Source organism: Variovorax sp. 3319, assembly GCF_031456585.1.
In the GTDB taxonomy this organism is placed as follows: domain Bacteria; phylum Pseudomonadota; class Gammaproteobacteria; order Burkholderiales; family Burkholderiaceae_C; genus Variovorax; species Variovorax paradoxus_P.
Window position 1 is genome coordinate 24,528 of sequence record NZ_JAVDUZ010000003.1, and the last position, 24,265, is coordinate 48,792.

The 24,265-nt window shown below is 63.5% G+C and carries 22 protein-coding genes; 20 read left to right on the forward strand and 2 right to left on the reverse strand.

Annotation, left to right across the window (positions count from 1 at the left end):
• Positions 1 to 19 precede the first annotated feature (19 nt).
• From nuoG to J2X67_RS07360, 11 genes are read left to right on the forward strand one after another with little or no spacing between them, the layout of a single operon-like run.
• On the forward strand, positions 20 to 2,185 hold the full coding sequence (nuoG, locus tag J2X67_RS07310; protein WP_309951848.1) for an NADH-quinone oxidoreductase subunit NuoG: 2,166 nt from the start codon (positions 20 to 22) through the stop codon (positions 2,183 to 2,185).
• On the forward strand, positions 2,182 to 3,258 hold the full coding sequence (nuoH, locus tag J2X67_RS07315) for an NADH-quinone oxidoreductase subunit NuoH (RefSeq protein WP_281146864.1): 1,077 nt from the start codon (positions 2,182 to 2,184) through the stop codon (positions 3,256 to 3,258). The genes nuoG and nuoH overlap by 4 nt, the downstream gene beginning before the upstream one ends.
• Positions 3,259 to 3,275: 17 nt before the next feature.
• The gene (gene nuoI, locus J2X67_RS07320) at positions 3,276 to 3,797 is read left to right on the forward strand and encodes an NADH-quinone oxidoreductase subunit NuoI (RefSeq protein WP_309951850.1); all 522 of its coding nucleotides are present in this window, start codon (positions 3,276 to 3,278) and stop codon (positions 3,795 to 3,797) included.
• A gap of 38 nt (positions 3,798 to 3,835) precedes the next feature.
• The gene (locus tag J2X67_RS07325; protein WP_309951853.1) at positions 3,836 to 4,495 is read left to right on the forward strand and encodes an NADH-quinone oxidoreductase subunit J; all 660 of its coding nucleotides are present in this window, start codon (positions 3,836 to 3,838) and stop codon (positions 4,493 to 4,495) included.
• A complete protein-coding gene (gene nuoK, locus J2X67_RS07330; protein ID WP_012748597.1) occupies positions 4,492 to 4,800 on the forward strand; it encodes an NADH-quinone oxidoreductase subunit NuoK in 309 nt (102 codons plus the stop codon). The genes J2X67_RS07325 and nuoK overlap by 4 nt, the downstream gene beginning before the upstream one ends.
• Before the next feature lie 7 nt (positions 4,801 to 4,807).
• Positions 4,808 to 6,844, forward strand: a complete 2,037-nt coding sequence (gene nuoL, locus J2X67_RS07335; protein ID WP_309951855.1) for an NADH-quinone oxidoreductase subunit L — start codon at positions 4,808 to 4,810, stop codon at positions 6,842 to 6,844.
• Positions 6,845 to 6,869: 25 nt separating this feature from the next.
• Entirely contained in the window at positions 6,870 to 8,345 is a 1,476-nt protein-coding gene (locus tag J2X67_RS07340) for an NADH-quinone oxidoreductase subunit M (RefSeq protein WP_309951856.1), read from the forward strand.
• 24 nt (positions 8,346 to 8,369) lie between these two features.
• Positions 8,370 to 9,857 carry an NADH-quinone oxidoreductase subunit NuoN gene (gene nuoN / locus J2X67_RS07345; RefSeq protein ID WP_309951857.1) on the forward strand — a complete coding sequence of 496 codons (1,488 nt, stop codon included), beginning with the start codon at positions 8,370 to 8,372 and terminating at the stop codon, positions 9,855 to 9,857.
• Positions 9,858 to 9,873: 16 nt separating this feature from the next.
• Positions 9,874 to 10,188 carry a DUF2818 family protein gene (locus J2X67_RS07350; RefSeq protein ID WP_309951858.1) on the forward strand — a complete coding sequence of 105 codons (315 nt, stop codon included), beginning with the start codon at positions 9,874 to 9,876 and terminating at the stop codon, positions 10,186 to 10,188.
• Entirely contained in the window at positions 10,181 to 10,786 is a 606-nt protein-coding gene (locus tag J2X67_RS07355; RefSeq protein WP_309951860.1) for an NUDIX hydrolase, read from the forward strand. The genes J2X67_RS07350 and J2X67_RS07355 overlap by 8 nt, the downstream gene beginning before the upstream one ends.
• 7 nt (positions 10,787 to 10,793) lie before the next feature.
• Positions 10,794 to 11,252: a DUF1178 family protein gene (locus J2X67_RS07360; RefSeq protein WP_309951862.1), complete on the forward strand. Its 459-nt coding sequence runs from the start codon at positions 10,794 to 10,796 to the stop codon at positions 11,250 to 11,252.
• A gap of 39 nt (positions 11,253 to 11,291) precedes the next feature.
• Here the strand turns inward: J2X67_RS07360 and J2X67_RS07365 are convergent, their stop codons facing one another.
• Positions 11,292 to 13,076 carry an ABC transporter transmembrane domain-containing protein gene (locus J2X67_RS07365; RefSeq protein ID WP_309951863.1) on the reverse strand — a complete coding sequence of 595 codons (1,785 nt, stop codon included), beginning with the start codon at positions 13,074 to 13,076 and terminating at the stop codon, positions 11,292 to 11,294.
• 76 nt (positions 13,077 to 13,152) lie between these two features.
• Here J2X67_RS07365 and J2X67_RS07370 point away from each other — a divergent pair, with 76 nt between their 5' ends.
• Genes J2X67_RS07370 through J2X67_RS07385 form a run of 4 tightly spaced genes read left to right on the forward strand, consistent with a single transcriptional unit; the run spans position 13,153 to position 18,133 of the window.
• Positions 13,153 to 13,689 (forward strand): MarR family transcriptional regulator, encoded by a 537-nt coding sequence (locus J2X67_RS07370; protein WP_309951865.1) that lies wholly within the window; start codon positions 13,153 to 13,155, stop codon positions 13,687 to 13,689.
• Positions 13,682 to 15,163, forward strand: a complete 1,482-nt coding sequence (locus J2X67_RS07375; protein WP_309951868.1) for an efflux transporter outer membrane subunit — start codon at positions 13,682 to 13,684, stop codon at positions 15,161 to 15,163. Before J2X67_RS07370 ends, J2X67_RS07375 begins: the two co-directional genes overlap by 8 nt.
• A 34-nt stretch (positions 15,164 to 15,197) precedes the next feature.
• Entirely contained in the window at positions 15,198 to 16,535 is a 1,338-nt protein-coding gene (locus J2X67_RS07380) for an efflux RND transporter periplasmic adaptor subunit (protein ID WP_309951870.1), read from the forward strand.
• Between the two features lie 32 nt (positions 16,536 to 16,567).
• Entirely contained in the window at positions 16,568 to 18,133 is a 1,566-nt protein-coding gene (locus J2X67_RS07385) for a DHA2 family efflux MFS transporter permease subunit (RefSeq protein WP_309951871.1), read from the forward strand.
• A gap of 33 nt (positions 18,134 to 18,166) precedes the next feature.
• Here the strand turns inward: J2X67_RS07385 and J2X67_RS07390 are convergent, their stop codons facing one another.
• Positions 18,167 to 19,366 carry an AGE family epimerase/isomerase gene (locus tag J2X67_RS07390; RefSeq protein ID WP_309952500.1) on the reverse strand — a complete coding sequence of 400 codons (1,200 nt, stop codon included), beginning with the start codon at positions 19,364 to 19,366 and terminating at the stop codon, positions 18,167 to 18,169.
• A gap of 242 nt (positions 19,367 to 19,608) precedes the next feature.
• On the opposite strand from J2X67_RS07390, the gene J2X67_RS07395 reads away from it, so the two are divergent.
• Genes J2X67_RS07395 through J2X67_RS07415 form a run of 5 tightly spaced genes read left to right on the forward strand, consistent with a single transcriptional unit; the run spans position 19,609 to position 24,259 of the window.
• Positions 19,609 to 20,379, forward strand: coding sequence for an ABC transporter ATP-binding protein (locus tag J2X67_RS07395; protein ID WP_309951872.1), 771 nt, complete (start codon positions 19,609 to 19,611; stop codon positions 20,377 to 20,379).
• A gap of 1 nt (position 20,380) precedes the next feature.
• The gene (locus tag J2X67_RS07400; RefSeq protein WP_281146850.1) at positions 20,381 to 21,088 is read left to right on the forward strand and encodes an ABC transporter ATP-binding protein; all 708 of its coding nucleotides are present in this window, start codon (positions 20,381 to 20,383) and stop codon (positions 21,086 to 21,088) included.
• A 58-nt stretch (positions 21,089 to 21,146) separates the two neighbouring features.
• Positions 21,147 to 22,343, forward strand: a complete 1,197-nt coding sequence (locus J2X67_RS07405; RefSeq protein WP_309951873.1) for an ABC transporter substrate-binding protein — start codon at positions 21,147 to 21,149, stop codon at positions 22,341 to 22,343.
• Positions 22,344 to 22,394: 51 nt separating this feature from the next.
• A complete protein-coding gene (locus J2X67_RS07410; protein ID WP_309951875.1) occupies positions 22,395 to 23,270 on the forward strand; it encodes a branched-chain amino acid ABC transporter permease in 876 nt (291 codons plus the stop codon).
• 5 nt (positions 23,271 to 23,275) lie between these two features.
• Complete coding sequence (locus J2X67_RS07415; RefSeq protein ID WP_309951876.1) at positions 23,276 to 24,259, forward strand: branched-chain amino acid ABC transporter permease; 984 nt, start codon at positions 23,276 to 23,278, stop codon at positions 24,257 to 24,259.
• Positions 24,260 to 24,265 lie beyond the last annotated feature (6 nt).

Here is a 24,265-nt window from a genome sequence, read left to right on the forward strand (position 1 = left end):
CGCGAGAAGAAACATACTCATGATCGAAATCGAACTCGACGGCAAGAAGGTCGAAGTGACCGAAGGCAGCATGGTGATGCATGCGGCCGACAAGGCGGGCACGTACATTCCGCACTTCTGCTATCACAAGAAGCTCAGCATTGCGGCCAACTGCCGCATGTGCCTGGTCGACGTGGAAAAGGCGCCCAAGCCGATGCCGGCCTGCGCGACGCCCGTCACGCAGGGCATGATCGTTCGCACCAAGAGCGAGAAAGCCATCAAGGCGCAGCAGTCGGTCATGGAGTTCCTCCTGATCAACCACCCGCTCGATTGCCCCATTTGCGACCAGGGCGGCGAATGCCAGCTGCAAGACCTGGCCGTGGGCTACGGCGGTTCTTCTTCGCGCTACGAAGAAGAAAAGCGCGTCGTCTTTCACAAGGACGTCGGCCCGCTGATCAGCATGGAAGAAATGAGCCGCTGCATTCATTGCACGCGCTGCGTCCGCTTCGGCCAGGAAGTGGCCGGCGTGATGGAGCTCGGCATGACCCAGCGCGGCGAGCACTCCGAAATCGAAACCTTCCTCGGCGATTCGGTCGACTCCGAACTGTCGGGCAACATGATCGACATCTGCCCGGTCGGTGCGCTCACGAGCAAGCCGTTCCGCTACAGCGCCCGCACCTGGGAGCTGTCGCGCCGCAAGTCGGTGAGCCCGCACGATTCCACTGGCGCCAACCTGATCGTCCAGGTCAAGAACAACCGCGTGATGCGCGTGGTGCCGCTCGAGAACGAAGACGTCAACGAATGCTGGATTGCCGACCGCGACCGCTTTTCGTACGAAGGGCTCAACGGCCCCGAACGCCTCACGCAGCCCATGCTCAAGCAGGGCGGCCAATGGCAGCAGGTCGATTGGCAGACCGCGCTTGAATACGTGGCCAATGGCCTCAAGCAGATCAAGGCCGACCACGGCGCGCAAAGCATCGGCACGCTGGTCAGCCCGCATAGCACGCTCGAAGAGCTGCAGCTTGCCGCCATGCTCACGCGTGAACTCGGCAGCGACAACATCGACTATCGCCTGCGCAATGCCGAATTCACGGCGTTCGAAGGCGTGCGCTGGCTCGGCACCTCGATTGCATCGCTCACCCAATTGCAGCGTGCATTCGTGATCGGCTCGAACCTGCGCAAGGACCATCCGCTGTTCGCGCAACGCATCCGCCAGGCCGTGCGCAAGGGTGCAGCGCTGTCGGTTCTGACTTCCTCGAACCTGATGGCCGATCGCGAAGCGTGGGCCATGAGCGTGGCGCAGGCCGCGATCGTCGACGCCGGCCAGTGGGTCGAAGTGCTCGCAGGCATCGCCGCCGCTATTGGCCAGACCACCGGCCAAGCGGCACCGCTCGCACCGGCAAGCGCACCCGACGCCGCGGCACAAGCCATTGCGGCTTCGCTGCTGAGCGGTGAGCGCAAGGCTATTCTTCTCGGCAATGCCGCCGCCCACCACGCGCAAGCCAGCAGCCTGCTGGCTCTTGCAAACTGGATCGGCGCGCAAACTGGCGCCACCGTCGGCTACCTGACCGAAGCTGCCAACACCGTGGGCGCGCAACTCGTCGGCGCGGTCCCCAGGAACGGCGGCCTCGATGCCGGTCGCATGCTTGCAGCCGGTTCCGGCCTCAAGGCTGTAATGCTGCTCAACACCGAACCGGTGTTCGACTCTGCTGCGGGTGCCGCAGCCGCCGATGTCATCGGCAATGCGCAAATGGTCGTCACCTTGAGCCCCTTCAAGGCCAACCTCGAATTCAGCGACGTGCTGCTGCCCATCGCGCCGTTCACCGAAACACCCGGTACCTTCGTCAACGCCGAAGGCCGCGTGCAAAGTTTCCATGCCGTCGTCAAGCCGCAAGGCGAGACGCGTCCGGCCTGGAAGGTGCTTCGCGTGCTGGCCAACTTGCTCGGCCTGCCCGGCTTTGCGTTCGAATCGACCGCAGAAGTGCTCCGCACCATTGGCGACAACGGCGCCGTGCCGGCAGATGCGCTCCGCAACGCAACAGCCGCGAAGGTCGTGGCTGCCAGTGGCGCGGTTCCCGCACCCGTGGTTGCGAGCATCTACCAACTCGATTCGATCGTGCGCCGCGCACCGTCGCTGCAACTCACCGCTGACGCGCGCAACGCAGTGACGGCAGCATCGGCCCGTGCCGAGGAGGCATTGGCATGATCGACGCAGTGCATGCTTTCGGCCAGGGGCTGATCAACGCTGGCTGGTGGACGTCCGCGGGCTGGCCCGTGATCTGGACATTGATCAAGATCATCGTGGTCGTGCTTCCTTTGATGGGAGCCGTGGCGTACCTCACGCTGTGGGAACGCAAGGCCATCGGCTTCACGCAGATTCGCGTGGGCCCAAACCGCATCGGACCGCTGGGGCTGCTGCAGCCCATTGCCGATGCGCTCAAGCTGATGACCAAGGAAATCATTCTTCCGACGGTCGCCAACAAGGGCCTGTTCCTGCTGGGCCCGATCATGACCATCATGCCGGCGCTCGTCGCATGGGCCGTGATTCCGTTCGGCCCCGAAATGGCGCTGGCCAACATCAATGCCGGCCTGCTGTTCGTAATGGCCATCACCTCGCTCGAGGTCTACGGTGTGATCATTGCGGGCTGGGCCTCCAACTCGAAGTACGCGTTCCTTGGCGCGCTGCGCGCCTCGGCGCAGATGGTGAGCTACGAAATCGCGATGGGCTTCTGCTTCGTCGTGGTGCTGATGGTTTCGGGCAGCCTGAACATGAGCGAAATCGTGAATGTCCAGGGCAAGGGTACCTTTGCCGAAATGGGCGTAGGGTTCCTGTCGTGGAACTGGCTGCCGCTGCTGCCGATCTTCGTCGTCTACTTCATCTCGGGCCTGGCTGAAACCAACCGCCACCCCTTCGACGTGGTCGAAGGCGAGTCCGAAATCGTTGCGGGGCACATGATCGAGTACTCGGGCATGAGCTTTGCCATGTTCTTCCTGGCCGAGTACGCCAACATGTGGCTGGTCTCGATCCTGTGCGTAGTGCTGTTCCTCGGTGGATGGCTGCCGCCGTTCGAGTTTCTGAGCTTCATCCCCGGCTGGATCTGGCTCGGTGCCAAGACTTTCTGTGTGGTCACCATGTTCCTGTGGGTTCGCTCGACGTTCCCGCGCTTCCGCTATGACCAGATCATGCGTCTGGGCTGGAAGATCTTCATTCCGGTCACGCTCGTGTGGCTGGTCGTGGTCGGCGCCTGGATGCAGACCCCGTTCAATATCTGGAAATAACTGGAAGCGCCAACATCATGTCTGCTGCGCATACCGCAACAACGTCGGCTCCGTTCTCGCTCAAGGATTTTCTGGGCAGCTTCATGCTGTTCGAACTGTTCAAGGGCCTGGCTATCACCGGCAAGTACGCCTTCTCCCGCAAGATCACGGTGCAGTTCCCGGAAGAGAAAACGCCGCTGTCGCCCCGTTTTCGCGGCCTGCATGCGCTGCGCCGCTACGAAAACGGTGAAGAGCGCTGCATTGCCTGCAAGCTTTGCGAGGCCGTGTGTCCTGCGCTGGCCATCACCATCGAATCCGATGTGCGCGACGACGGCTCGCGCCGCACCACGCGCTACGACATCGACCTGACCAAGTGCATCTTCTGCGGCTTCTGCGAAGAAAGCTGCCCGGTCGATTCGATCGTCGAAACCCACATCTTCGAATACCACGGCGAAAAACGCGGCGACCTGTACTTCACCAAGGACATGCTCCTGGCCGTGGGCGACCGCTACGAAAAAGAAATTGCAGCGAACAAGGCGGCTGACGCCAAGTACCGCTGATCCCGGCCAGCCCGAACCCCGTACCAATTCGAATTCCAATGGACGTCAAGACCGGTCTGTTCTATCTGTTTGCCGCGGTGCTGCTGTTCGCGGCCTTCCGCGTCATTACCGCCCGCAATCCCGTGTACGCGGCGCTGTACCTGGTGCTCGCCTTCTTCCAGGCGTCCGCCATCTGGCTGCTGCTGCGCGCCGAGTTCCTGGCGATCTCGCTCGTGCTCGTCTACGTGGGGGCGGTGATGGTGCTGTTCCTGTTCGTCGTGATGATGCTGGACATCAACGTCGACGGCCTGCGGCAGGGCTTCTGGAAGCACTTTCCGCTGGCTGCCGGCGTGGGCGCACTCATTGCGCTTGAAATGGCTGCGGTGCTGATGGGCGGCTTCCGACTGGCAGAGCCACCGCGCGCCGGGGCTGCGGCTGCAGCCAACAGCTCCAACACGCTCGAGCTCGGCAAGCTCCTGTACTCCGAGTACCTGTATCCGCTCGAAATTGCGGCGGTCATCCTGCTTGTGGCCATCGTGGCTGCCATTGCCCTCACGCTGCGTACCCGCAAGGACAGCAAGTACGTCAACCCGTCCGACCAGGTTCGCGTGAAGGCGCGCGATCGCGTGCGCATCGTGCAGATGCAGGTGACGCGTGCCGCCGAGCCTGTGGTCGAAGCACCCGCCGATGCAGCGGCGGCAAAGGAAAACAAGGCATGACGCTCACGCTCGGACACTTTCTTTCGCTTGGCGCAATGCTCTTTGCGCTCTCGGTGATCGGCATTTTCCTGAACCGCAAGAACCTCATCGTGCTGCTGATGGCGATCGAGCTGATGCTGCTTGCGGTGAACATGAACTTCGTGGCGTTCTCGTACTACCTGGGCGACATGCACGGCCAGATCTTCGTGTTCTTCATCCTGACGGTGGCTGCGGCCGAGTCGGCAATCGGTCTCGCGCTGCTGGTCTTGTTGTTCCGCAACAAATCCAACATCAACGTAGACGAACTCAACTCGCTCAAGGGTTGAAAGCAGTATGAGCGCAACCCTTTCCGCATCCACCCTGCTGGCCGTGCCGCTGGCGCCCCTGGTCGGCGCCGCCGTTGCCGGCCTGTTCGGCACAAAGTTCGGCGGCAACCACATCGGCCGCAAAGTCACGCATTCGCTGACCATCCTCGGCGTGCTGGTCGCCTTCATCATCTCGGTCATGACGCTGAAGTCGGTTGTCGTCGACGGCGCCCGCTTCAACGCCACCATCTACGAATGGATGATGGTCGGCGGCCTGAAGATGGAAGTCGGCTTTTTGGTCGACGGCCTCACCGCCATGATGATGTGCGTGGTGACCTTCGTCTCGCTCATGGTGCACATCTACACCATCGGGTACATGGAAGAAGACGAAGGCTACAACCGCTTCTTCGCTTACATCTCGCTGTTCACCTTCTCCATGCTGATGCTCGTCATGAGCAACAACATGCTCCAGCTGTTCTTCGGCTGGGAAGCGGTGGGCCTGGTGTCGTACCTGCTGATCGGTTTCTGGTTCAACAAGCCCACGGCCATCTTCGCCAACATGAAGGCCTTCCTGGTCAACCGCGTGGGTGACTTCGGTTTCATTCTCGGCATTGGCCTTATCGCGGCCTATGCCGGCACGCTGAACTACGGCGAAGCGTTTGCCAAGGCCAACACGCTGGCAGGCATCACCTTTCCCGGCACCGAATGGATGCTGGTGACCGTGATCTGCATCTGCCTGTTCATCGGCGCCATGGGCAAGAGCGCGCAGTTCCCGCTGCACGTGTGGCTGCCCGATTCGATGGAAGGCCCGACGCCCATCTCGGCACTGATCCACGCGGCAACCATGGTGACGGCCGGCATCTTCATGGTGGCGCGCATGTCGCCGCTGTTCGAACTCAGCGACACCGCGCTCTCCTTCATCCTGGTGATCGGGGCCATCACCGCGCTGTTCATGGGTTTCCTGGGCATCATCCAGAACGACATCAAGCGCGTGGTCGCGTACTCGACGCTCTCGCAGCTCGGCTACATGACGGTGGCGCTTGGCGCCTCGGCCTATTCGGTTGCGGTGTTCCACCTGATGACGCACGCCTTCTTCAAGGCGCTGCTGTTCCTTGGCGCGGGCTCGGTGATCATCGGCATGCACCACAACCAGGACATCCGGTGGATGGGCGGCGTGCGCAAGTACATGCCCATCACCTGGATCACCTCGCTGCTGGGCTCGCTCGCGCTGATTGGCACGCCGTTCTTCTCGGGCTTCTACTCGAAGGACAGCATCATCGAAGCGGTGCACGAAAGCCACCTGTGGGGCGCCCAGTTTGCGTACTACGCCGTGCTGGCCGGCGTGTTCGTGACGGCGTTCTACTCGTTCCGCATGTATTTCCTGGTGTTCCACGGCAAGGAGCGCTACGACCAGAACCCCGACGCGCACCACGACGACCACGCTGCGCATGGCGGCGACCACGGGCATGGCCACGACGACCACAAGCCGCATGAGTCGCCGATGGTGGTGTGGCTGCCGCTGGTGCTGCTGGCCATTCCGTCGGTGGTCATCGGCTTCATGACGATCGAGCCGATGCTATTCGGCGAGTTCTTCAAGGGCGCGATCTTCGTGGACGCTACCAAGCACCATGCCATGAAGGAACTCGGCGAAGCCTTCCATGGCCCGGTTGCAATGGCAATCCACGGATTGCAGACCCCGCCGTTCTGGCTGGCGCTGGCAGGCGTGGTTGTCTCGTACCTCATGTACATGCAGTTCCCGGCAGTCCCTGCGGCGATCAAGCGCGCGTTCGGCCCGGTCTACCGCCTGCTCGAGAACAAGTACTACCTCGACTGGATCAACGAGAACATCATCGCCCGCGGCGCGCGTGTTCTCGGCACTGGCCTGTGGAAGGGCGGCGACCAGGCGCTGATCGACGGCGCCGTGGTCAATGGTTCGTGGAAGGCCATTGGCCGCATCTCCGGTGTGGTGCGGTGGCTGCAGTCGGGCTACATCTATCACTACGCCTTCGCGATGCTGCTTGGCATCTTCATCCTGATGACGTACTTCGTCTGGTTCAAACGCTGAGCCCGAACGCTGGAGAAAAAGAAAAATGGGTTTGTTGAGCCTTGCCATCTGGGTGCCGATCGCATTCGGTATCGCGCTGCTGGCGTTTGGGCGTGACGAGAACGCCAGGGGCGTGCGATGGGTCGCGCTTGTCGGTGCGATCGTCAGCTTCCTGGTCACCGTGCCGCTTTACACGGGCTTCCAGAACGGCACTGCGGCAATGCAGTTCGTCGAGAAGACCAGCTGGATTGCGCGCTTCAACGTCGACTACCACCTCGGTGTCGACGGGCTGTCGCTCTGGCTGGTGCTGCTGACCTCGTTCATTACCGTGGTGGTCGTGATCTCGGCCTGGGAAGTAATCACGGAGCGCGTCAACCAGTACATGGGTGCGTTCCTGATTCTTTCGGGCTTCATGATCGGCGTGTTTGCCGCGCTCGACGGCATTCTGTTCTACGTGTTCTTCGAAGCCACGCTGATCCCGATGTACCTGATCATCGGTATCTGGGGCGGCCCGAACAAGATCTACGCGGCGTTCAAGTTTTTCATCTACACCTTGCTCGGCTCGCTGCTGATGCTGGTGGCGCTGATCTACCTGTACAACAAGTCGGGCGGCAGCTTTGACATCCTGAGCTGGCACAAGCTGCCGCTGGGCTCGACGGCGCAGACCTTCCTGTTCTTCGCGTTCTTTGCCGCCTTTGCCGTCAAGGTGCCGATGTGGCCGGTCCACACCTGGCTGCCCGACGTGCACGTCGAGGCGCCGACCGGCGGCTCGGCGGTGCTGGCCGCCATCATGCTGAAGCTGGGTGCCTACGGCTTCCTGCGCTTCTCGATGCCCATCGCTCCCGATGCATCGCACGAATGGGCCTGGCTCATGATTGCGCTGTCGCTGATCGCGGTGATCTACGTCGGCCTGGTGGCGCTGGTGCAGGAAGACATGAAGAAGCTCGTGGCTTATTCGTCCGTTGCGCACATGGGCTTCGTGACGCTCGGCTTCTTCATCTTCAACGAGCTGGGCGTTTCCGGCGGCATCGTGCAGATGATTGCGCACGGCTTTGTCTCGGGTGCCATGTTCCTGGGCATCGGTGTGCTGTACGACCGCGTGCATTCGCGCCAGATTGCCGACTACGGCGGCGTGGTCAACACCATGCCCAAGTTCGCCGCCTTCGCGCTGCTGTTCGCCATGGCCAATTGCGGCCTGCCGGGCACCGCCGGTTTCGTGGGCGAGTGGATGGTCATCCTGGGTGCGGTCAAGTCCAACTTCTGGATCGGCCTTGGCGCTGCAACGGCACTGATCTTCGGCGCGGCGTACACCCTCTGGATGTACAAGCGCGTGTACCTTGGCCCGGTCGGCAACGATCACGTCAAGGAGCTCACCGACATCAATGCCCGCGAGTTCCTGATGTTGTCGCTGCTGGCCATTGCCGTGCTGTGGATGGGCATCTATCCGAAGCCATTCACCGATGTGATGGACGTTTCCGTGACGGAGCTCCTGCGCCACGTGGCAACTTCCAAACTGCCCTGATTCCACGCTGAAGAAGAGAACGAGATGATTGACAAACTCAGCTGGGTCGCGATCTACCCCGAAATCGTGCTGCTGGTCATGGCCTGCGTCATTGCGCTGGTCGACCTGTCGACCACCAGCGCCCGCCGCACGCGCACCTACATCCTGACGCTGCTCACGCTGGCCGTCGTCGCCGTGCTGACCGGCATGGCCGCCAACGACGGCAAGACGATCTACGGCTTTGGCGGCATGGTCGTGAGCGACCCCATGGGCAACTGGCTCAAGTGCTTTGCCACGGTTGCATTGATGGTCACGCTGGTCTATGGCCGCCCCTATGCGGCAGACCGCGACATGCTGCGCGGCGGCGAGCTGTTCACCATCAGCATGTTCGCGCTGCTGGGCATGTTCGTGATGATCTCGGGCAGCAACTTCCTCCTGATCTACCTGGGTCTCGAACTGCTCACCTTGTCCAGCTACGCCCTGGTGGCGCTGCGCCGCGACAACGCGGTGGCCAGCGAAGCGGCCATGAAGTACTTTGTGCTCGGCGCCATGGCCAGCGGCTTTTTGCTCTACGGGCTGTCGATGCTCTACGGCGCAACCGGTTCGCTCGACGTGAACGAGGTGTTCAAGATCATCGCCAGCGGCAAGGTGAACCACCAGGTGCTGGTGTTCGGCCTGGTCTTCATCGTTGCGGGCCTGGCCTTCAAGGTGGGAGCGGCGCCTTTCCACATGTGGGTGCCCGACGTGTACCAGGGCGCACCGACCGCAGTTACGCTGCTGATTGGCGCGGCGCCCGAACTGGCTGCCTTTGCCATCATCATCCGCCTGCTGGTGGAAGGTTTGCTGCCGCTGGCCATCGACTGGCAGCAGATGCTCGCCTTGCTGGCCATCGCTTCGCTGCTGGTGGGCAATCTGGCCGCCATTGCTCAGACCAACCTCAAGCGCATGCTGGCCTACTCGACCATTGCGCAAATGGGCTTCATGCTGCTTGGCCTGGTGGCGGGCGTGGTCAACGGCAATACCTACAACGCGCAGTTCGCATACAGCGCGTCGATGTTCTACATCGTGACCTACGTGCTGACCACGCTGGCGAGCTTCGGCATCATCCTGCTGCTGGCGCGCGAAGGCTTTGAGAGCGAAGAGATCACCGACCTTGCCGGCCTCAACCAGCGCAGCCCGCTGTATGCCGGCGTGATGGCCATTGCGATGTTCTCGCTTGCCGGCCTGCCGCCACTGGTCGGGTTCTACGCCAAGCTTGCGGTGCTCCAGGCGCTGATCGCATCGGGCCAGGCAATCTACATCGGCTTGGCAGTGTTCGCAGTGATCATGTCGCTGATCGGCGCCTTCTACTACCTGCGCGTGGTCAAGGTCATGTACTTCGATGCACCCGTTACCGCCAGCACCGTTTCGGCGCCGCGCGACGTGCGCGCGGTGCTCTCGGTCAATGGCTTGCTCATTCTTGTGCTGGGCATTGTTCCCGGCGGCCTCATGACGCTGTGCGCCAAGGCGATCGTGGCCACGCTGGCCAACTGATCCCGGTTCGCTCACGGTGTCGCAAACCGCTTCGGTCTGGGTCGTTCTGCTGGTGGCGCTGGTGGCGGCCAACCTTCCGTTCTTCAATGAGCGGTTGTTCGGTGTCGTGCCGCTGGCCACGCGGCCCAAGCCGCTCGCAGTGCGGCTCGCTGAATTGGTGGTGCTGTATTTTGTTGCCGGCGGCATCGGCTTTCTTTTCGAGAGCCGGGCAGGGCAGATTGCTCCCCAAGGCTGGGAGTTCTATGCAGTGACCGGCGCGCTTTTCATCGTGCTGGCTTTTCCCGGCTTCACCTGGCGCTACCTGATGAAGCATAGGCACTCACATGACTGATCCGGCCATCGACTCGCACCTGAAGGAAGAACGCACCGCCAGCGAGCTGCTGCTCAAGGGCAACTTTCTCCAGGTGCGCCGCGACACCGTACGCCTGCCCGATGGCCACACCGCAACGCGTGAATACGTGATTCATCCGGGCGCGGTGGTGGTGGTTCCGTTGCTGGACGACGGCCGGGTGGTGCTCGAGCGGCAATACCGCTATCCGGTGGGGCACGTGATGATCGAGTTTCCGGCGGGCAAGCTCGATGCTGGCGAAGATCCGCTGGTGTGCGGCCAGCGCGAACTGCTCGAAGAAACCGGCTACACCGCGCGCGAATGGGCCTACGCAGGCGCCATGCACCTGGCAGTGGCGTATTCCACCGAAATCATCCACATCTACTTTGCGCGCGGCCTTTCGCTTGGCACGCGCCAGCTCGACCACGGCGAGTTTCTCGACGTGTTCACCGCCACCCCCCAAGAAGTGGCAGGCTGGTGCCGCGAAGGAAAGATCACCGACGCCAAGTCGCTCACCTGCACGCTGTGGCTGCAGAACGTCCTTTCAGGCGCATGGGCACTCGACTGGCAGGGCACCGCTTCGCAAGGCGGCGCGGGATAATCCGCGCATGAAGGTTCTCGATCTCCGCTGCTCGCACGGCCATGGCTTCGAAGGCTGGTTTGCGTCCAACGAAGCTTTTGAAAGTCAACTCGCCGACGGCCTGGTCGAATGCCCAGTCTGTGCCGACACGCGCATCGTCAAGCTGCTGAGCGCGCCGCGCCTCAATCTGGGCAACGCCAAGGCGCCTGCGGAAACCGCTGCGTCACCGGCCCCCGCCATGGCCCAGTTGCCTGCCGAACAGTCTTCAGAGGCACGCTGGATGCGCGCCGTGCGCGAAGTCCTTGCAAAGACCGAAGACGTCGGCGACCGCTTTGCCGATGAGGCGCGCAAGATGCACTACGGCGAGGCTGAGGAGCGCGGCATTCGCGGCCAGGCAACCCGCGAGCAGACCGAAGCGCTGCTCGACGAGGGCATTCCGGTCATGCCGTTGCCGATTCCCGCGGCGCTCAAGGAAACGCTTCAGTAGTCGCAGCAATCTGCTGCCACCCGCCGAGTTTTCCGCAGTTCAGGCCGTGAACTGAAGGGCAGCCAGGCGGGCATACACCCCGCCTTGCGCCACCAGCGTGGCGTGCGTTCCCTGTTCCACGATGCCGCCATGATCGAGCACGATGATGCGGTCGGCCTTCTGCACCGTGGCAAGCCGGTGCGCAATGACCAGGGTGGTGCGACCTTCCATGGCCGATTCGAGCGCAGCCTGCACCATGCGCTCGCTCTCCGCATCGAGCGCGCTCGTGGCTTCGTCGAGCAGCAGCAGCGGCGGGTTCTTGAGAATGGCGCGCGCAATTGCAATGCGCTGGCGCTGTCCGCCCGAAAGGCGCACCCCGCGTTCACCAAGGAAGGTGTCGTAGCCCTCGGGCAGCGCCTGCAGAAAGTCGTGTGCAAAGGCCGCGCGGGCAGCGGCGTGCACTTCGTCGGCCGTTGCCTCGGGGCGGCCGTAGCGAATATTCTCGAACGCGCTGGCCGAAAAAATTACTGCGTCCTGCGGCACCAGGCCGATACGCGTGCGCAGGTCTGGCAAAGCCAATGAAGCCAAGGGCGCACTGTCGAGCAGCAACCGGCCAGATTGCGGATCGTAGTAGCGCAGCAGCAGCTGAAACACCGTGCTTTTGCCCGCGCCGCTCGAACCCACCAGTGCCACCGTTTCGCCGGGCGCGACGTCCAGGCTGAAGTCTTTCAGCGCCGGAGTGCCGGGCCTGGAAGGATAGTGAAAAGTGACGGACTCGAACTTGACTGCACTGCCGGCAACCGGGACTGGCGCAGCCGCCGGATTTGCTGGCGAAACGATGGCCGCCGGCGCATGCAGCAGTTCCATCAGGCGCTCGGTTGCTCCAGCGGCGCGCAGCAGGTCGCCGTAGACCTCGCCGAGCACGGCGGTTGCACTTGCAAGAATGGCAACGTAGACCACTGTCTGGCCCAGGTGGCCCGCGGTGATGTCGCCTCGCAGCACGGCTTGCGTGCCTTGATAGAGGCCCCAGAGCAGCGCCGCCGAAGTCGCGATGATGATGAACGCCACCAGCACCGAGCGCGCCTTTGTGCGGCGCACTGCGGTTCTGAATGCGTTCTCCGTCGACGCATTGAAGCGGCCGGCTTCGCGCGCTTCCGCCGTGTAGCTTTGCACAACCGGAATCGCGTTGAGCACTTCGGCCGCGATGGCGCTCGAATCGGCCACGCGGTCCTGGCTGGCGCGCGAGAGCTTGCGCACGCGCCGGCCGAACCACATGCTCGGCAGCACCACCAGCACCAGGATTCCCAGCACCTGCACCATCACGTAGGGATTGGTCCAGATCAGCACTGCCAGCGCGCCAACGCCCATGACGGCGTTGCGCAGCCCCATGCTCAATGAAGAGCCGACCACCGTCTGTACCAGCGTGGTGTCTGCCGTCAGGCGCGACAGCACTTCGCCAGTCTGGGTCGTCTCGAAGAACGCCGGGCTCTGGCGCAGCACATGCCCATAGACCGCGTTGCGCAGGTCGGCTGTCACGCGCTCACCGAGCCAGCTCACCGTGTAGAAGCGCGCCGCCGAAAAAACGCCCAATGCCACGGCCACCGCGAAAAGGGCGCCGAAATGCTCCCGCAAGGCCATGGTCTGCGCGCCCTTGTCGGTGCTGATCAATCCACCGTCGATGAGGCTGCGCAACGCCAGCGGAAACACCAGCGTCGTGACAGCGGCCATCACCAGAAAAATTCCGGCCAACACGATCTGGACGCGGTAGGGCCGAAGAAAAGGGCTCAGGCCCGACAGTGATCGGGGCGAGCCCTTGGCCGGTGAGGACAGGGGAGAAGAAGCCATGAAGCGGATTCTAGCGACCCTTGCCGCCGCAAAGGCGGCCTTGACAATAATTGCTTGGGCAATTAATATTTCGGCCATGAGCGATGCAGACACCCCACAAGTCCCCTCCGCCTCCGGTGACCCCGAACGGCGGCCGGCCGACTTTTACCGAGCCGAGACCTACAAGGCCGAGGAAAGCATCGGGTATTTGATGCGGCGCATATTGAGTGCGGTAGCCCAGGCCGTGGAAACCCGCATGTGCGAGCCCGGGAGCCCCACCTTTCCCCAATGGTTGCCCTTGTACAAACTGCACGTCGGTGCCGCCACCACGGTTGCCGAACTCGCCCGGGCTTGCGAGCTCGATGCCGGCGCCATGACGCGCCTGCTCGACCGCCTGGAGGCCAAGGGCCTGTGCCGCCGTGTCCGGTCGCTCGAAGACCGCCGCGTGGTCAACATCGAACTTACCGAAGAAGGCCGTGCCGCCGCCAAGGAAGTTCCGCACGTGCTCAGCCGCGTGCAGAACGAGCACCTGGCGGGGTTCACCAACCAGGAGTGGGAGCAGCTCAAGGGTTACCTGCGCCGCATCCTCGACAACGCGCAGGCCCTTGCAGCCCGTGGAGAAAAAAATGACTGAATCCCTTGCCGCGCGCGCGATGCGCCGCACCCCCGTTGTTGCCGCCGCGCTCCTCATGGTTGCGCTGGCCGGCTGTGCCGACATGGCCGGCATCAGCTCGCACGCCAAGCTGCGCGATACGTCTGCGCTTGGCATTGCCGCCGACACCAATGCAGCGGTCGTACCCAGTGTCGACAGCCAATGGTGGAGAGCATTCGGCGACGCGCAGCTCAACACGCTGATCGACCAGGCCGTGGACGGCAACCCGAACCTCCAGGTGGCACGTGCGCGCCTCGCACGGGCGCAGGCCTCGGCCGATATTGCCGAGTCGGCCCTGAAGCCCAAGGTGAACGGCGAGCTCAACCTGAACCGCCAGAAGTTCAACAGCAACTACATCTATCCCGCACCGCTCGGCGGCTCCACCCAGAACATTGGCCTGCTGCAGCTTGGTGCAAGCTGGGAGCTCGACTTCTTCGGCAAGAACCGCACGGCACTCGATGCAGCCATTGGCAGCGCCAACGCCGCGGCGGCCGATGCCGATGCCGCGCGCGTGCTGCTTGCCAGCAACGTGGCGCGCAGCTACTTTCAATGGGCCCGTCTCAACGAGCAGCTCGGCGTGGCCAAGCGCACGTTGGCGCAGCGCGATGAAACACTGAAGCTCGTGCGCGACCGTGTGTCCGCCGGCCTCGATACCCGTCTTGAACTGCGCCAGAGCGAAGGCGGCCTGCCCGAAGCGCGCCAGCAGATCGAAGCACTCAACGAGCAGATCGCGCTGCAGCAGCACGCGCTCGATGCACTCGTCGGCCGGCCCAACGTGTCCGCATCGCTCAAGGCGCCGATGCTCGAGGCCGTCAAGCCCATCGCGTTGCAGGCCAACATTCCGGCCGACCTGCTCGGCCGCCGCGCCGACATTGCAGCCGCGCGTTGGCGCGTCGAGGCTGCCACGAGCGACGTGGCCAACGCCAGGACGCAGTTCTACCCCAACGTGAACCTCACGGCCTTCGTCGGCTTCCAGAGCCTCGGCTTCGGCAAGCTGCTCAAGTCGGGCAGCGAGCAGTGGGGCGTTGGCCCCGCCATCCATCTGCCGATCTTCGAAGGCGGCCAGCTGCGTGCCAACCTGCGCGGCAAGGCGGCCGACCTCGACGCGGCAATCGAGAGCTACAACGCCACGGTGCTCGACGCCGTGCGCGATGCGGCCGACCAGGTGTCCAGCGCGCAATCGATCGCGCGCCAGCAGGCCGAACAGCGCGACGCGCAGACCGCGGCCGAAGGTGCCTACGACATTGCCGTGCAGCGCTACCGGGCGGGTCTTGGCAACTACCTGAACGTGCTCACCGCGGAAACCGCCGTGCTCGCACAACGCCGGCTGGCGGTCGACCTTGCCGCCCGCGCACTCGACACGCAAGTGGGCCTGGCGCGCGCGCTGGGCGGCGGCTGGCAGCCGCCCACCACGGCCACGGCCAACGCACCGACTTCATCGGCCGCACTGAACTGAACCGACTTTTCTCGTCTTCGGAAAGAACTTCATCATGAGCGATAACAACACTCCGACGCCCGCTGCCACTGCAGCCCCCGTAACTCCCGAAGCCCCCGCCGGAAACGGCAAGCGCCGCCGCGCACTCACCGCGCTTGCGGCCGTGGTCGTCGTGGCCGGCGGCGGCTGGGGCCTCTACGAATGGCTGGTTGCCAGCCACTACGAAAACACCGACAACGCCTACGTGCAGGGCAACGTGATCCAGATCACGCCGCAGATCGGCGGCACGGTCATGGCCATCAACGCCGACGACACCGATTTCGTGAAGGCCGGCCAGCCGCTGGTGCAACTGGACCCCGCCGATGCAAAGGTGTCGCTCGAGCAGGCCGAGGCTGCGCTGGCGCAGGCCGTGCGCCAGGTGCGCACGCTGTACGCCAACAATGGCTCCCTTGCTGCGCAGGTCAGCTTGCGCCAGGCCGACATCGTCAAGGCGCAGAGCGACATTGCCAAGGCGCAGGACGACCTGCAGCGCCGCCGTGCGCTCTCGGGCAACGGTGCGGTCTCGAAGGAAGAACTCAACCACGCCGAAACCGCGCTCGACAACGCAAAGAGCCAGCTCGCTGCGGCGCAGGCCGGCGTGGTGGCCGCACGTGAAGCGCTGGCAAGCAACCAGTCGCTCACCGAAGGCACCAGCGTGGCCCAGCACCCGAGCGTGCTGGCAGCGGCTGCCAAGGTGCGCGAGGCGTACCTGGCCACCCAGCGCGTTGCCATGCCCGCCCCGGTCGACGGCTACGTTGCCAAGCGCACGGTGCAACTCGGCCAGCGCGTGGCCGCGGGCACGCCCATGATGTCGATCGTGCCGCTGAACCAGCTGTGGGTCGATGCCAACTTCAAGGAAGTGCAACTGCGCAACATCCGCATCGACCAGCCCGTGAAGCTCACCGCCGACGTGTACGGCAAGAAGGTCGAGTACACCGGCAAGGTTGCGGGCCTGGGCGTGGGCACCGGCAGTGCGTTTGCGCTGCTGCCGGCGCAAAACGCCACCGGCAACTGGATCAAGGTGGTGCAGCGTGTGCCCGTGCGCATTGCGCTCGACGCCGAGCAGCTCAAGGCCAACCCGCTGCGCATCGGCCTTTCGATGGACGCCGAGATCGACATCACGCAGAAGAGCGGAAAGATGCTTGCCGACGCACCGCGCGCCACCGCCATTTCGCAGACGCAGGTCTACAGCAAGCTCGACGACGGCGCCGACGCTGAAGTCGATCGCATCGTGGCCGCCAACCTCGGCCGCGGCACGCCTGCAGCTTCTGCGCAGCCGGCCGCCGGCCGTGCCGCACCCGCCGCCACCGCTGGCAATGCGGGTCAGGCGGCATCGCAGTCGCATCCCGGCTGATCGCGGCTGCCGAACTTTTCAAGGCAAAGCCAATGGCCACTGCTGCCGCTTCCGCTTACGTAGCGCCGCCGCCACTCGAGGGCTCCGCCCGCGTATGGGGCACCGTTGCGCTCTCTGCGGCAACGTTCATGAACGTGCTCGATTCGTCGATCGCGAACGTGTCGCTGCCGGCCATCTCGGGTGACCTGGGGGTGAGCACCACCCAGGGCACCTGGGTCATTACCAGCTTTGCGGTGGCCAACGCCATCGCGGTGCCGCTCACGGGTTTCATGACCCAGCGCTTCGGCCAGGTTCGCCTCTTCATGGCGAGCGTGATCCTGTTCATGGTCAGCTCGCTCCTGTGCGGGCTGGCACCCAACATGACCATGCTGATTGCGTTCCGCGCGCTGCAGGGCTTCGTCGCGGGACCGATGATTCCGCTGTCGCAAACGCTGCTGCTGTCTAGCTATCCGCGCGCCAAGGCCGGCCTTGCCATGGCCATGTGGTCGATGACCACGCTGGTGGCGCCGGTCATGGGGCCGCTCCTCGGCGGCTGGATCACCGACAACATCTCCTGGCCGTGGATCTTCTACATCAACATTCCCGTGGGCATTGTTGCGGCGGCCATCACGTGGGCGCTTTACCGCGACCGTGAAAGCACCACGCGCAAGGTACCTATCGACGCCATCGGCCTCGCGCTGCTGGTGCTGTGGGTTGGCGCCATGCAGCTCATGCTCGACAAGGGCAAGGAGCTCGACTGGTTCCATTCGCCCGAGATCGTCACGATGGCGGTCGTCGCAGTGGTCGGCTTCGCGTTCTTCCTTATCTGGGAGCTGACCGACAAGCACCCGGTGGTCGACCTGTCGCTCTTCAAGCGGCGCAACTTCTGGTCTGGCGCGGTGGCCACTGCCGTGGCCTACGGCCTGTTCTTCGGCAACGTGGTGCTGCTGCCGCTGTGGCTGCAGCAATGGATGGGCTACACCGCAACGCAAGCCGGCATGATCATGGCGCCCGTGGGGCTGCTGGCGATTTTCTTCTCGCCGGTGGTGGGCCTTACGGTCTCCAAGATCGACCCGCGCCGCTACGCGACCTTCTCGTTCCTGGTGTTTGCGCTGGTGCTGTGGATGCGGTCGAACTTCAACACGCAGGCCGACTTCGCGACGATCATCATCCCGACGATCATCCAGGGCATTGCGATGGCGTTCTTCTTCATTCCGCTGGTGACCATCACGCTCTCGGGCCTCACGCCCGACCGCATTCCGGCCGCCTCGGGCTTGTCGAACTTCCTGCGGATTACCGCGGGCGCCATGGGCACTTCGATCACCACCACGCTGTGGGAGAACCGCGCGGCGCTGCATCACTCGCAGCTGGCCGAATCGGTGAACCAGGGCAACGGCGCGGCGGCCAGTGCCATGAACGGCCTTGCCAGCAGCGGCTTGAGCAGCGAGCAGGTGCTGGGGCAGATCAACCGCCTGGTCGATCAGCAATCGTTCATGCTGGCCGCGAACGACATCTTCTACGCATCGGCAATCCTGTTCCTGCTGCTGATTCCGCTGGTGTGGCTGGCACGGCCGCAAAAGGGCGGTGCGGGCGGCGACGCCGCAGCAGGCGCGCACTAGGCACTGCTTCAAGTCGCGAAGAGGGCGCGCTTGTCACGCGCCCAGCGCGCGCAACACGTCGTAGCACGCACCCATGGTGTGATAGTCGGTCTTGCCGGCCGGGCTCTTCTCGTCGCCGATCTTTCGGTTGTCGGGCGTGAGAATTCGGAACCACGCGCCGTGCCGGTGGTCGACGAAGTGCTGCCAGCTGTAGGCCCAGATGCGGTCGTACCAGCTCCAATAGCCCTCATCGCCGGTGCGCACGGCCAGCAGCGCTGCGGCGGCAAAGCTCTCGGCCTGCACCCAGAAGTACTTGTCGCCGTCGCACACCTCGCCATCGGGGCCGAACCCGTAGACGAGACCGCCATGCGCCGCGTCCCACCCGCGCAGCATGGCGGTGTCGAAGAAATGCCTGGCGCGCGGCACGATCCAGTCCGCCTCGCGCCCCGCCGCAACAAGCGCCCGCTCAAGCTGCAGCAGCAGCTTGGTCCATTCTGTGAGATGGCCGGTCTGAAAGCCCCACGGCCTGAAAATGTTGCTCTTGTCGCCGCGGTTGTAGTCCCAATCGATGGACCAGTCCTCGCGGTAGTGCTCCCACACCAGCCCGCCGGCCAGCGCGGCAAGCTTGCCCGTTACCGACTGCGCAAGCGCGAGTGCCCGATCGAGGTAGCGAGTCTCTTGCGTGGCGCCGTATGCGGCAAGCATTGCCTCGCAAGCGTGCATGTTGGCGTTCTGGCCCCTATAGGCCCCTAGATGCCAATCAGGAGTGGCCTCGTCGGCATAAAGCGCATGTTGCGGCTCCCAGAAACGCCTTTCCATCAGTTGCCAGCTTTGCTCCAGGCCCACGCGCGCTTCGTCGATTCCCGCCATCAATGCATGCGCGTGGGCAAGCAGCACAAAGGCCAAGCCGTAGCAATGGTGCGTGCCGTCTTGCACCGTGGCGCGTGCATCGTGCCAGTCGATCTGCCACGCATAGCCGCCTTCGGGTCGAGCATGCGCATGCTGAACGAAGTCCAGGCCATGGCGCGCAGCCGCAAGGTCTTGCGGGTTGCCAAAGCGCCGGTATGCCATGGCGTGGTTGAAGACAAAGCGCGTGCTGCTTACCAGGTGGCGCGTGCGCCGGTCGTACACCGTGCCGTCGTCCTTGAAGAAGTGGAAGAAGCCGCCCGAAGCGTCACTGTTGACCGGCGCGTAGAACGCCAGCGTGCTCAGGATGTGGTCAGACAGGAAATCGGGTGAGCGGAAGTTCGGCATGGAAGACACGGGAAGTACGTGAGGTATGCGGGTAAGGGTTCGAACCGATGAACCATTGTCGTTGTGACGACAGTCCTGCAGGGCCAGGGTTCCGGGTGCCGACTGGTTGCACTGCAGCATAGGCATTTGCCCCAGTATGCAATTGCAGGGCGCCCACCAACAATCAGGCCGCGCTCGGTAGTGGCGCATGAGATGGACCGCATGACCGACATATCTTTCCTGAACCCGGGCGACCTCGCGAGATGAGCGACGTCATCCTCGAAACACGCCAGCTCACCAAGGAATTCAAAGGGTTCACCGCGGTCAGCAAGGTCAACCTGTCGGTGGTGCGCGGCTCCATTCATGCGCTCATCGGCCCCAACGGTGCCGGCAAGACGACCTGCTTCAACCTGCTCACAAAGTTTCTCGAACCGACCAGCGGCACGATTCTCTTCAACGGGCAAGACATCACGGGCGAGCAGCCGGCGCAAATTGCCCGGCGCGGCATCATTCGCTCCTTTCAGATATCGGCGGTGTTTCCGCACCTCACGCTGCTGGAGAACGTGCGCCTCGGCCTCCAGCGTGCACTCGGCACCTCGTACCACTTCTGGAAGAGCGAAAAGACGCTTGCGCCGCTCGATGCGCGCGCCCGCGAACTGCTGGCCGAAGTTGGCCTGGCGGACCAGGCGGACGAACTGACCGTGAACCTGCCATACGGCCACAAGCGCGCGCTCGAAATTGCCACCACGCTCGCAATGGACCCCGAGCTGATGCTGCTGGATGAACCCACGCAAGGCATGGGCCATGAAGACGTGCATCGCGTGGCCGAACTCATCAAGCGCGTGTCGGCCGGCCGCACCATTCTCATGGTCGAGCACAACATGAGCGTGGTGTCGACCATTGCAGACACCATTACCGTGCTTCAGCGCGGCGCCGTGCTGGCCGAAGGCCCGTATGCCGAAGTCTCGAAGAATCCGCAGGTGATGGAAGCCTACATGGGCACCACCGAAGGACAGCTGCAGGGGGCACATTGATATGACCGCTGCACTCGAGATCAAGGACCTCCACGCCTGGTACGGCGAATCGCACGTTCTGCACGGCGTGAACATGGTGGTGCAGCCCGGCGAGGTGGTTACGCTGCTTGGCCGCAACGGGGCAGGGCGCACCAGCACGCTGCGGGCCATCATGGGCCTGACCGGCTCCCGCAAGGGCAGCATCGAAGTGAACGGCACGCAGACCATCGGCATGGCTACGCACCGCATTGCGCACCTGGGCATTGGCTATTGCCCTGAAGAGCGCGGCATCTTCGCCAGCCTTTCGGCCGAGGAAAACCTGCTGCTGCCACCGGCACTCAAGGGTGCGGGGCAGGGCATGTCGGTGGCCGAAATCTACGAGATGTTTCCCAACCTGGCCGAGCGCCGCAACAGCCCGGGCACGCGGCTTTCGGGCGGCGAGCAGCAGATGCTCGCGGTCGCGCGCATCTTGCGCACCGGCGCCAAGCTGCTGCTGCTCGACGAAATTTCCGAAGGCCTGGCACCGGTGATCGTGCAGGCCCTTGCACGAATGATCCACACCCTGCGCGGCAAGGGCTACACCATCGTGATGGTGGAGCAGAACTTCCGCTTTGCCGCGCCGTTGGCCGACCGCTTCTACGTCATGGAGCACGGCCGCATGGTCGAGGCCTTCGGCGCCAAGGAGCTCGAAGCCAAGATGCCCGTGCTCAGCGAACTGCTGGGCGTGTAGCCGACTCCGCGCACTTATTTTCTCGTTGACTCTTTCAACTATCCAGGAGACACATACCATGCAAACAAAGCTCAAGATCATTGCGCTCATGCTCGGAGCCGCGGGCCTTGGGAGCCATGCCGTGCAGGCGCAAGAGAAGGTCGTCATCGGCTACATCAGCGACTTGTCGGGCCTGTATGCCGACCTGGAAGGCAAGGGGGGCGCAACCGCCATCCAGATGGCCATTGACGACATGGGCGGCAAGGTGCTCGGCCAGCCGGTGGAAGTGCTGAGCGTCGACCACCAGAACAAGCCCGACATCGCCGCCTCGAAGGCACGCGAGTGGATCGACACCGCCGGCGCCACGATGATCTTCGCGGGCACCAATTCGGGCGTGGCGCTGGCCACCGCCAAGGTTGCGCAAGAAAAGAAGCGCGTGTTCTTCACCAATGGCGCAGCGACCTCGGCGCTCACCAACGCGCAGTGCAGCCCCTACACCGTGCACTACGCATATGACACCGTTGCGCTGGCCAAGAGCACCGGCGGCGCCGTGGTCGACACGGGCGGCAAGAGCTGGTTCTTCCTGACGGCCGACTACGCGTTCGGCCACGCGCTCGAAGCCGATACGTCCAAGGTGGTCAAGGCCAAGGGCGGCTCGGTGGTGGGCACGGTGCGTGCACCGCTCAATGCATCCGACTTCTCCTCCTTCTTGCTGCAGGCGCAGAACTCCAAGGCGCAGGTGCTCGGCCTGGCCAACGCCGGCGGCGACTTCATCAACTCCATGAAGGCATCGAAGGAGTTCGGCATCGACAAGTCGATGAAGGTCGCAGGCCTCCTGGTGTTCCTGACCGACGTGAAGAGCCTGGGCCTGCCGGCAACGCAAGGCCTGCTGCACACCACCAGCTGGTACTGGGACGCTGACGACGAGTCGCGCAAGTGGGCCGCCCGCTACGAAGCCAAGACCAAGAACAAGCCAACCGACATCCAGGCCGCCGACTACTCGGCAACCATGGCCTACCTCAAGGCGGTCGAAGCCGTGAAGAGCACCGATGCCGACAAGGTCATGGCGCAGCTCAAGAAGACGCCGATCAACGACTTCTACGCCAAGGGCGTGATCCGCGCCGACGGCCGCATGGTGCACGACATGCTGCTGGCCGAGGTCAAGAAGCCTTCGGAATCCAAGGGCCCCTGGGACCTGCTGAAGATCGTCAAGAAGGTGCCGGGCGACCAGGTCTATACGACCAAGGAAGAAAGCACCTGCGCCCTCTGGAAGTAACTGTTGCTCGCCCCTCCCGGTACTTGACGCCTTTCTGAACCTGTTTCCACGATGAACATCTCTTTGCCTGCCCTGTTGAGCCAGCTCCTTCTGGGGCTGGTCAACGGGTCGTTCTACGCGATCCTGAGCCTGGGGCTGGCGGTGATCTTCGGGCTGCTCAACGTCATCAACTTTGCGCATGGCGCACTGTTCATGATGGGAGCAGTGCTGTCGTGGATGGCGATGAATTACTTCAACGTCAACTACTGGGTCATGCTGGCCGTGGCACCGCTCATCGTGGGTGTTTTCGGCGTGCTCATCGAGCGGCTGCTGCTGCGGTGGATCTACAAGCTCGATCACCTCTACGGCCTTTTGCTCACCCTGGGCCTCACGCTGCTGATCGAAGGCGGCTTCCGTTCGGTGTACGGCGTCTCGGGCCTGGCCTACAGCACGCCCGAGGCACTCAGCGGCGGCACCAACCTCGGCTTCATGTTCTTGCCCAACTACCGCGCGTGGGTGGTGGTGGCTTCGCTCGTGGTGTGCTTTGCCACCTGGTATGCCATTGAAAAGACGCGGCTCGGCGCCTATTTGCGCGCGGGCACCGAGAACCCGCGGCTGGTCGAGGCCTTTGGCGTCAACGTGCCCTTGATGGTCACGCTGACCTATGGCTTCGGCGTGGCGCTGGCCGCATTTGCCGGCGTGCTTGCCGCGCCGGTCATCCAGATTTCGCCGCTCATGGGGCAGAACCTCATCATCATCGTGTTCGCGGTGGTGGTCATCGGCGGCATGGGCTCGATCATGGGCGCCATTCTCACGGGCCTGGGGCTCGGCGTGATCGAGGGCCTTACCAAGGTGTTCTATCCGGAGGCCTCGGCCACGGTGGTTTTCGTGATCATGGTCGTGGTGCTGCTGATCCGTCCGGCCGGCCTGTTCGGCAGCGAGAAGTGAAGTCCATGAAGAAAATATCGCTCGTCGTCTATGGAGTGCTGCTGCTGGCGCTCATCGCCGCACCCTTCATCGGCTTCTACCCTGTGTTCGTGATGAAGGTGCTGTGCTTTGCACTGTTTGCCTGCGCCTTCAACCTGCTGCTGGGCTACACCGGCATGCTGTCTTTCGGCCATGCCGCGTTTCTGGGCGGCTCTGCCTATCTCACCGGCCATGCGCTGAAGGTCTGGCACCTCACCCCCGAGCTCGGCCTCATTGCCGGCACACTGGCCGGCGCGCTGCTGGGGCTGGTGTTCGGCTGGCTGGCCATTCGCCGCCAGGGCATCTACTTTTCGATGATCACGCTGGCGCTGGCGCAGATGATGTATTTCGTCGCGCTGCAGGCCAAGTTCACCGGCGGCGAAGACGGCCTGCAAGGCGTGCCACGAGGCAAGCTGTTCGGCCTCATCGACCTGTCGAACGACCTCACGATGTACTACGTCGCCCTGGTCATCGCCGTCGCGGCCTCCCTGCTCATTGCGCGCACCGTGCATTCGCCTTTCGGGCAGGTGCTCAAGGGCATCAAGGAGAACGAGCCGCGCGCCATTTCGCTCGGCTATGACGTCAACCGCTTCAAGCTGCTCGCCTTCGTGATTTCGGCGGCGCTGTCGGGCCTGGCCGGCTCGCTCAAGACGCTGGTGCTCGGCTTTGCCTCGCTCAGCGACGTGCACTGGACCGCTTCGGGCCACGTCATCCTGATGACGCTGGTGGGCGGCCTTGGCACGCTCTCCGGCCCGCTGGTCGGTTCCGCCGTGGTGGTGCTGCTCGAAAACAAGGTCGGCGACTTCGGCACCTTCATGGCGCGCCTCACCGGTGTGGACTGGTTCAACACGCTCGGTGAATCGGTGACCATGGTCACGGGCCTGATCTTCGTGATCTGCGTGCTTGCGTTCCGCAAGGGCATCATGGGCGAGGTCATCGCCTTTATCGAGCGCCGAAAAGGCAAGGCCTGATGAAAC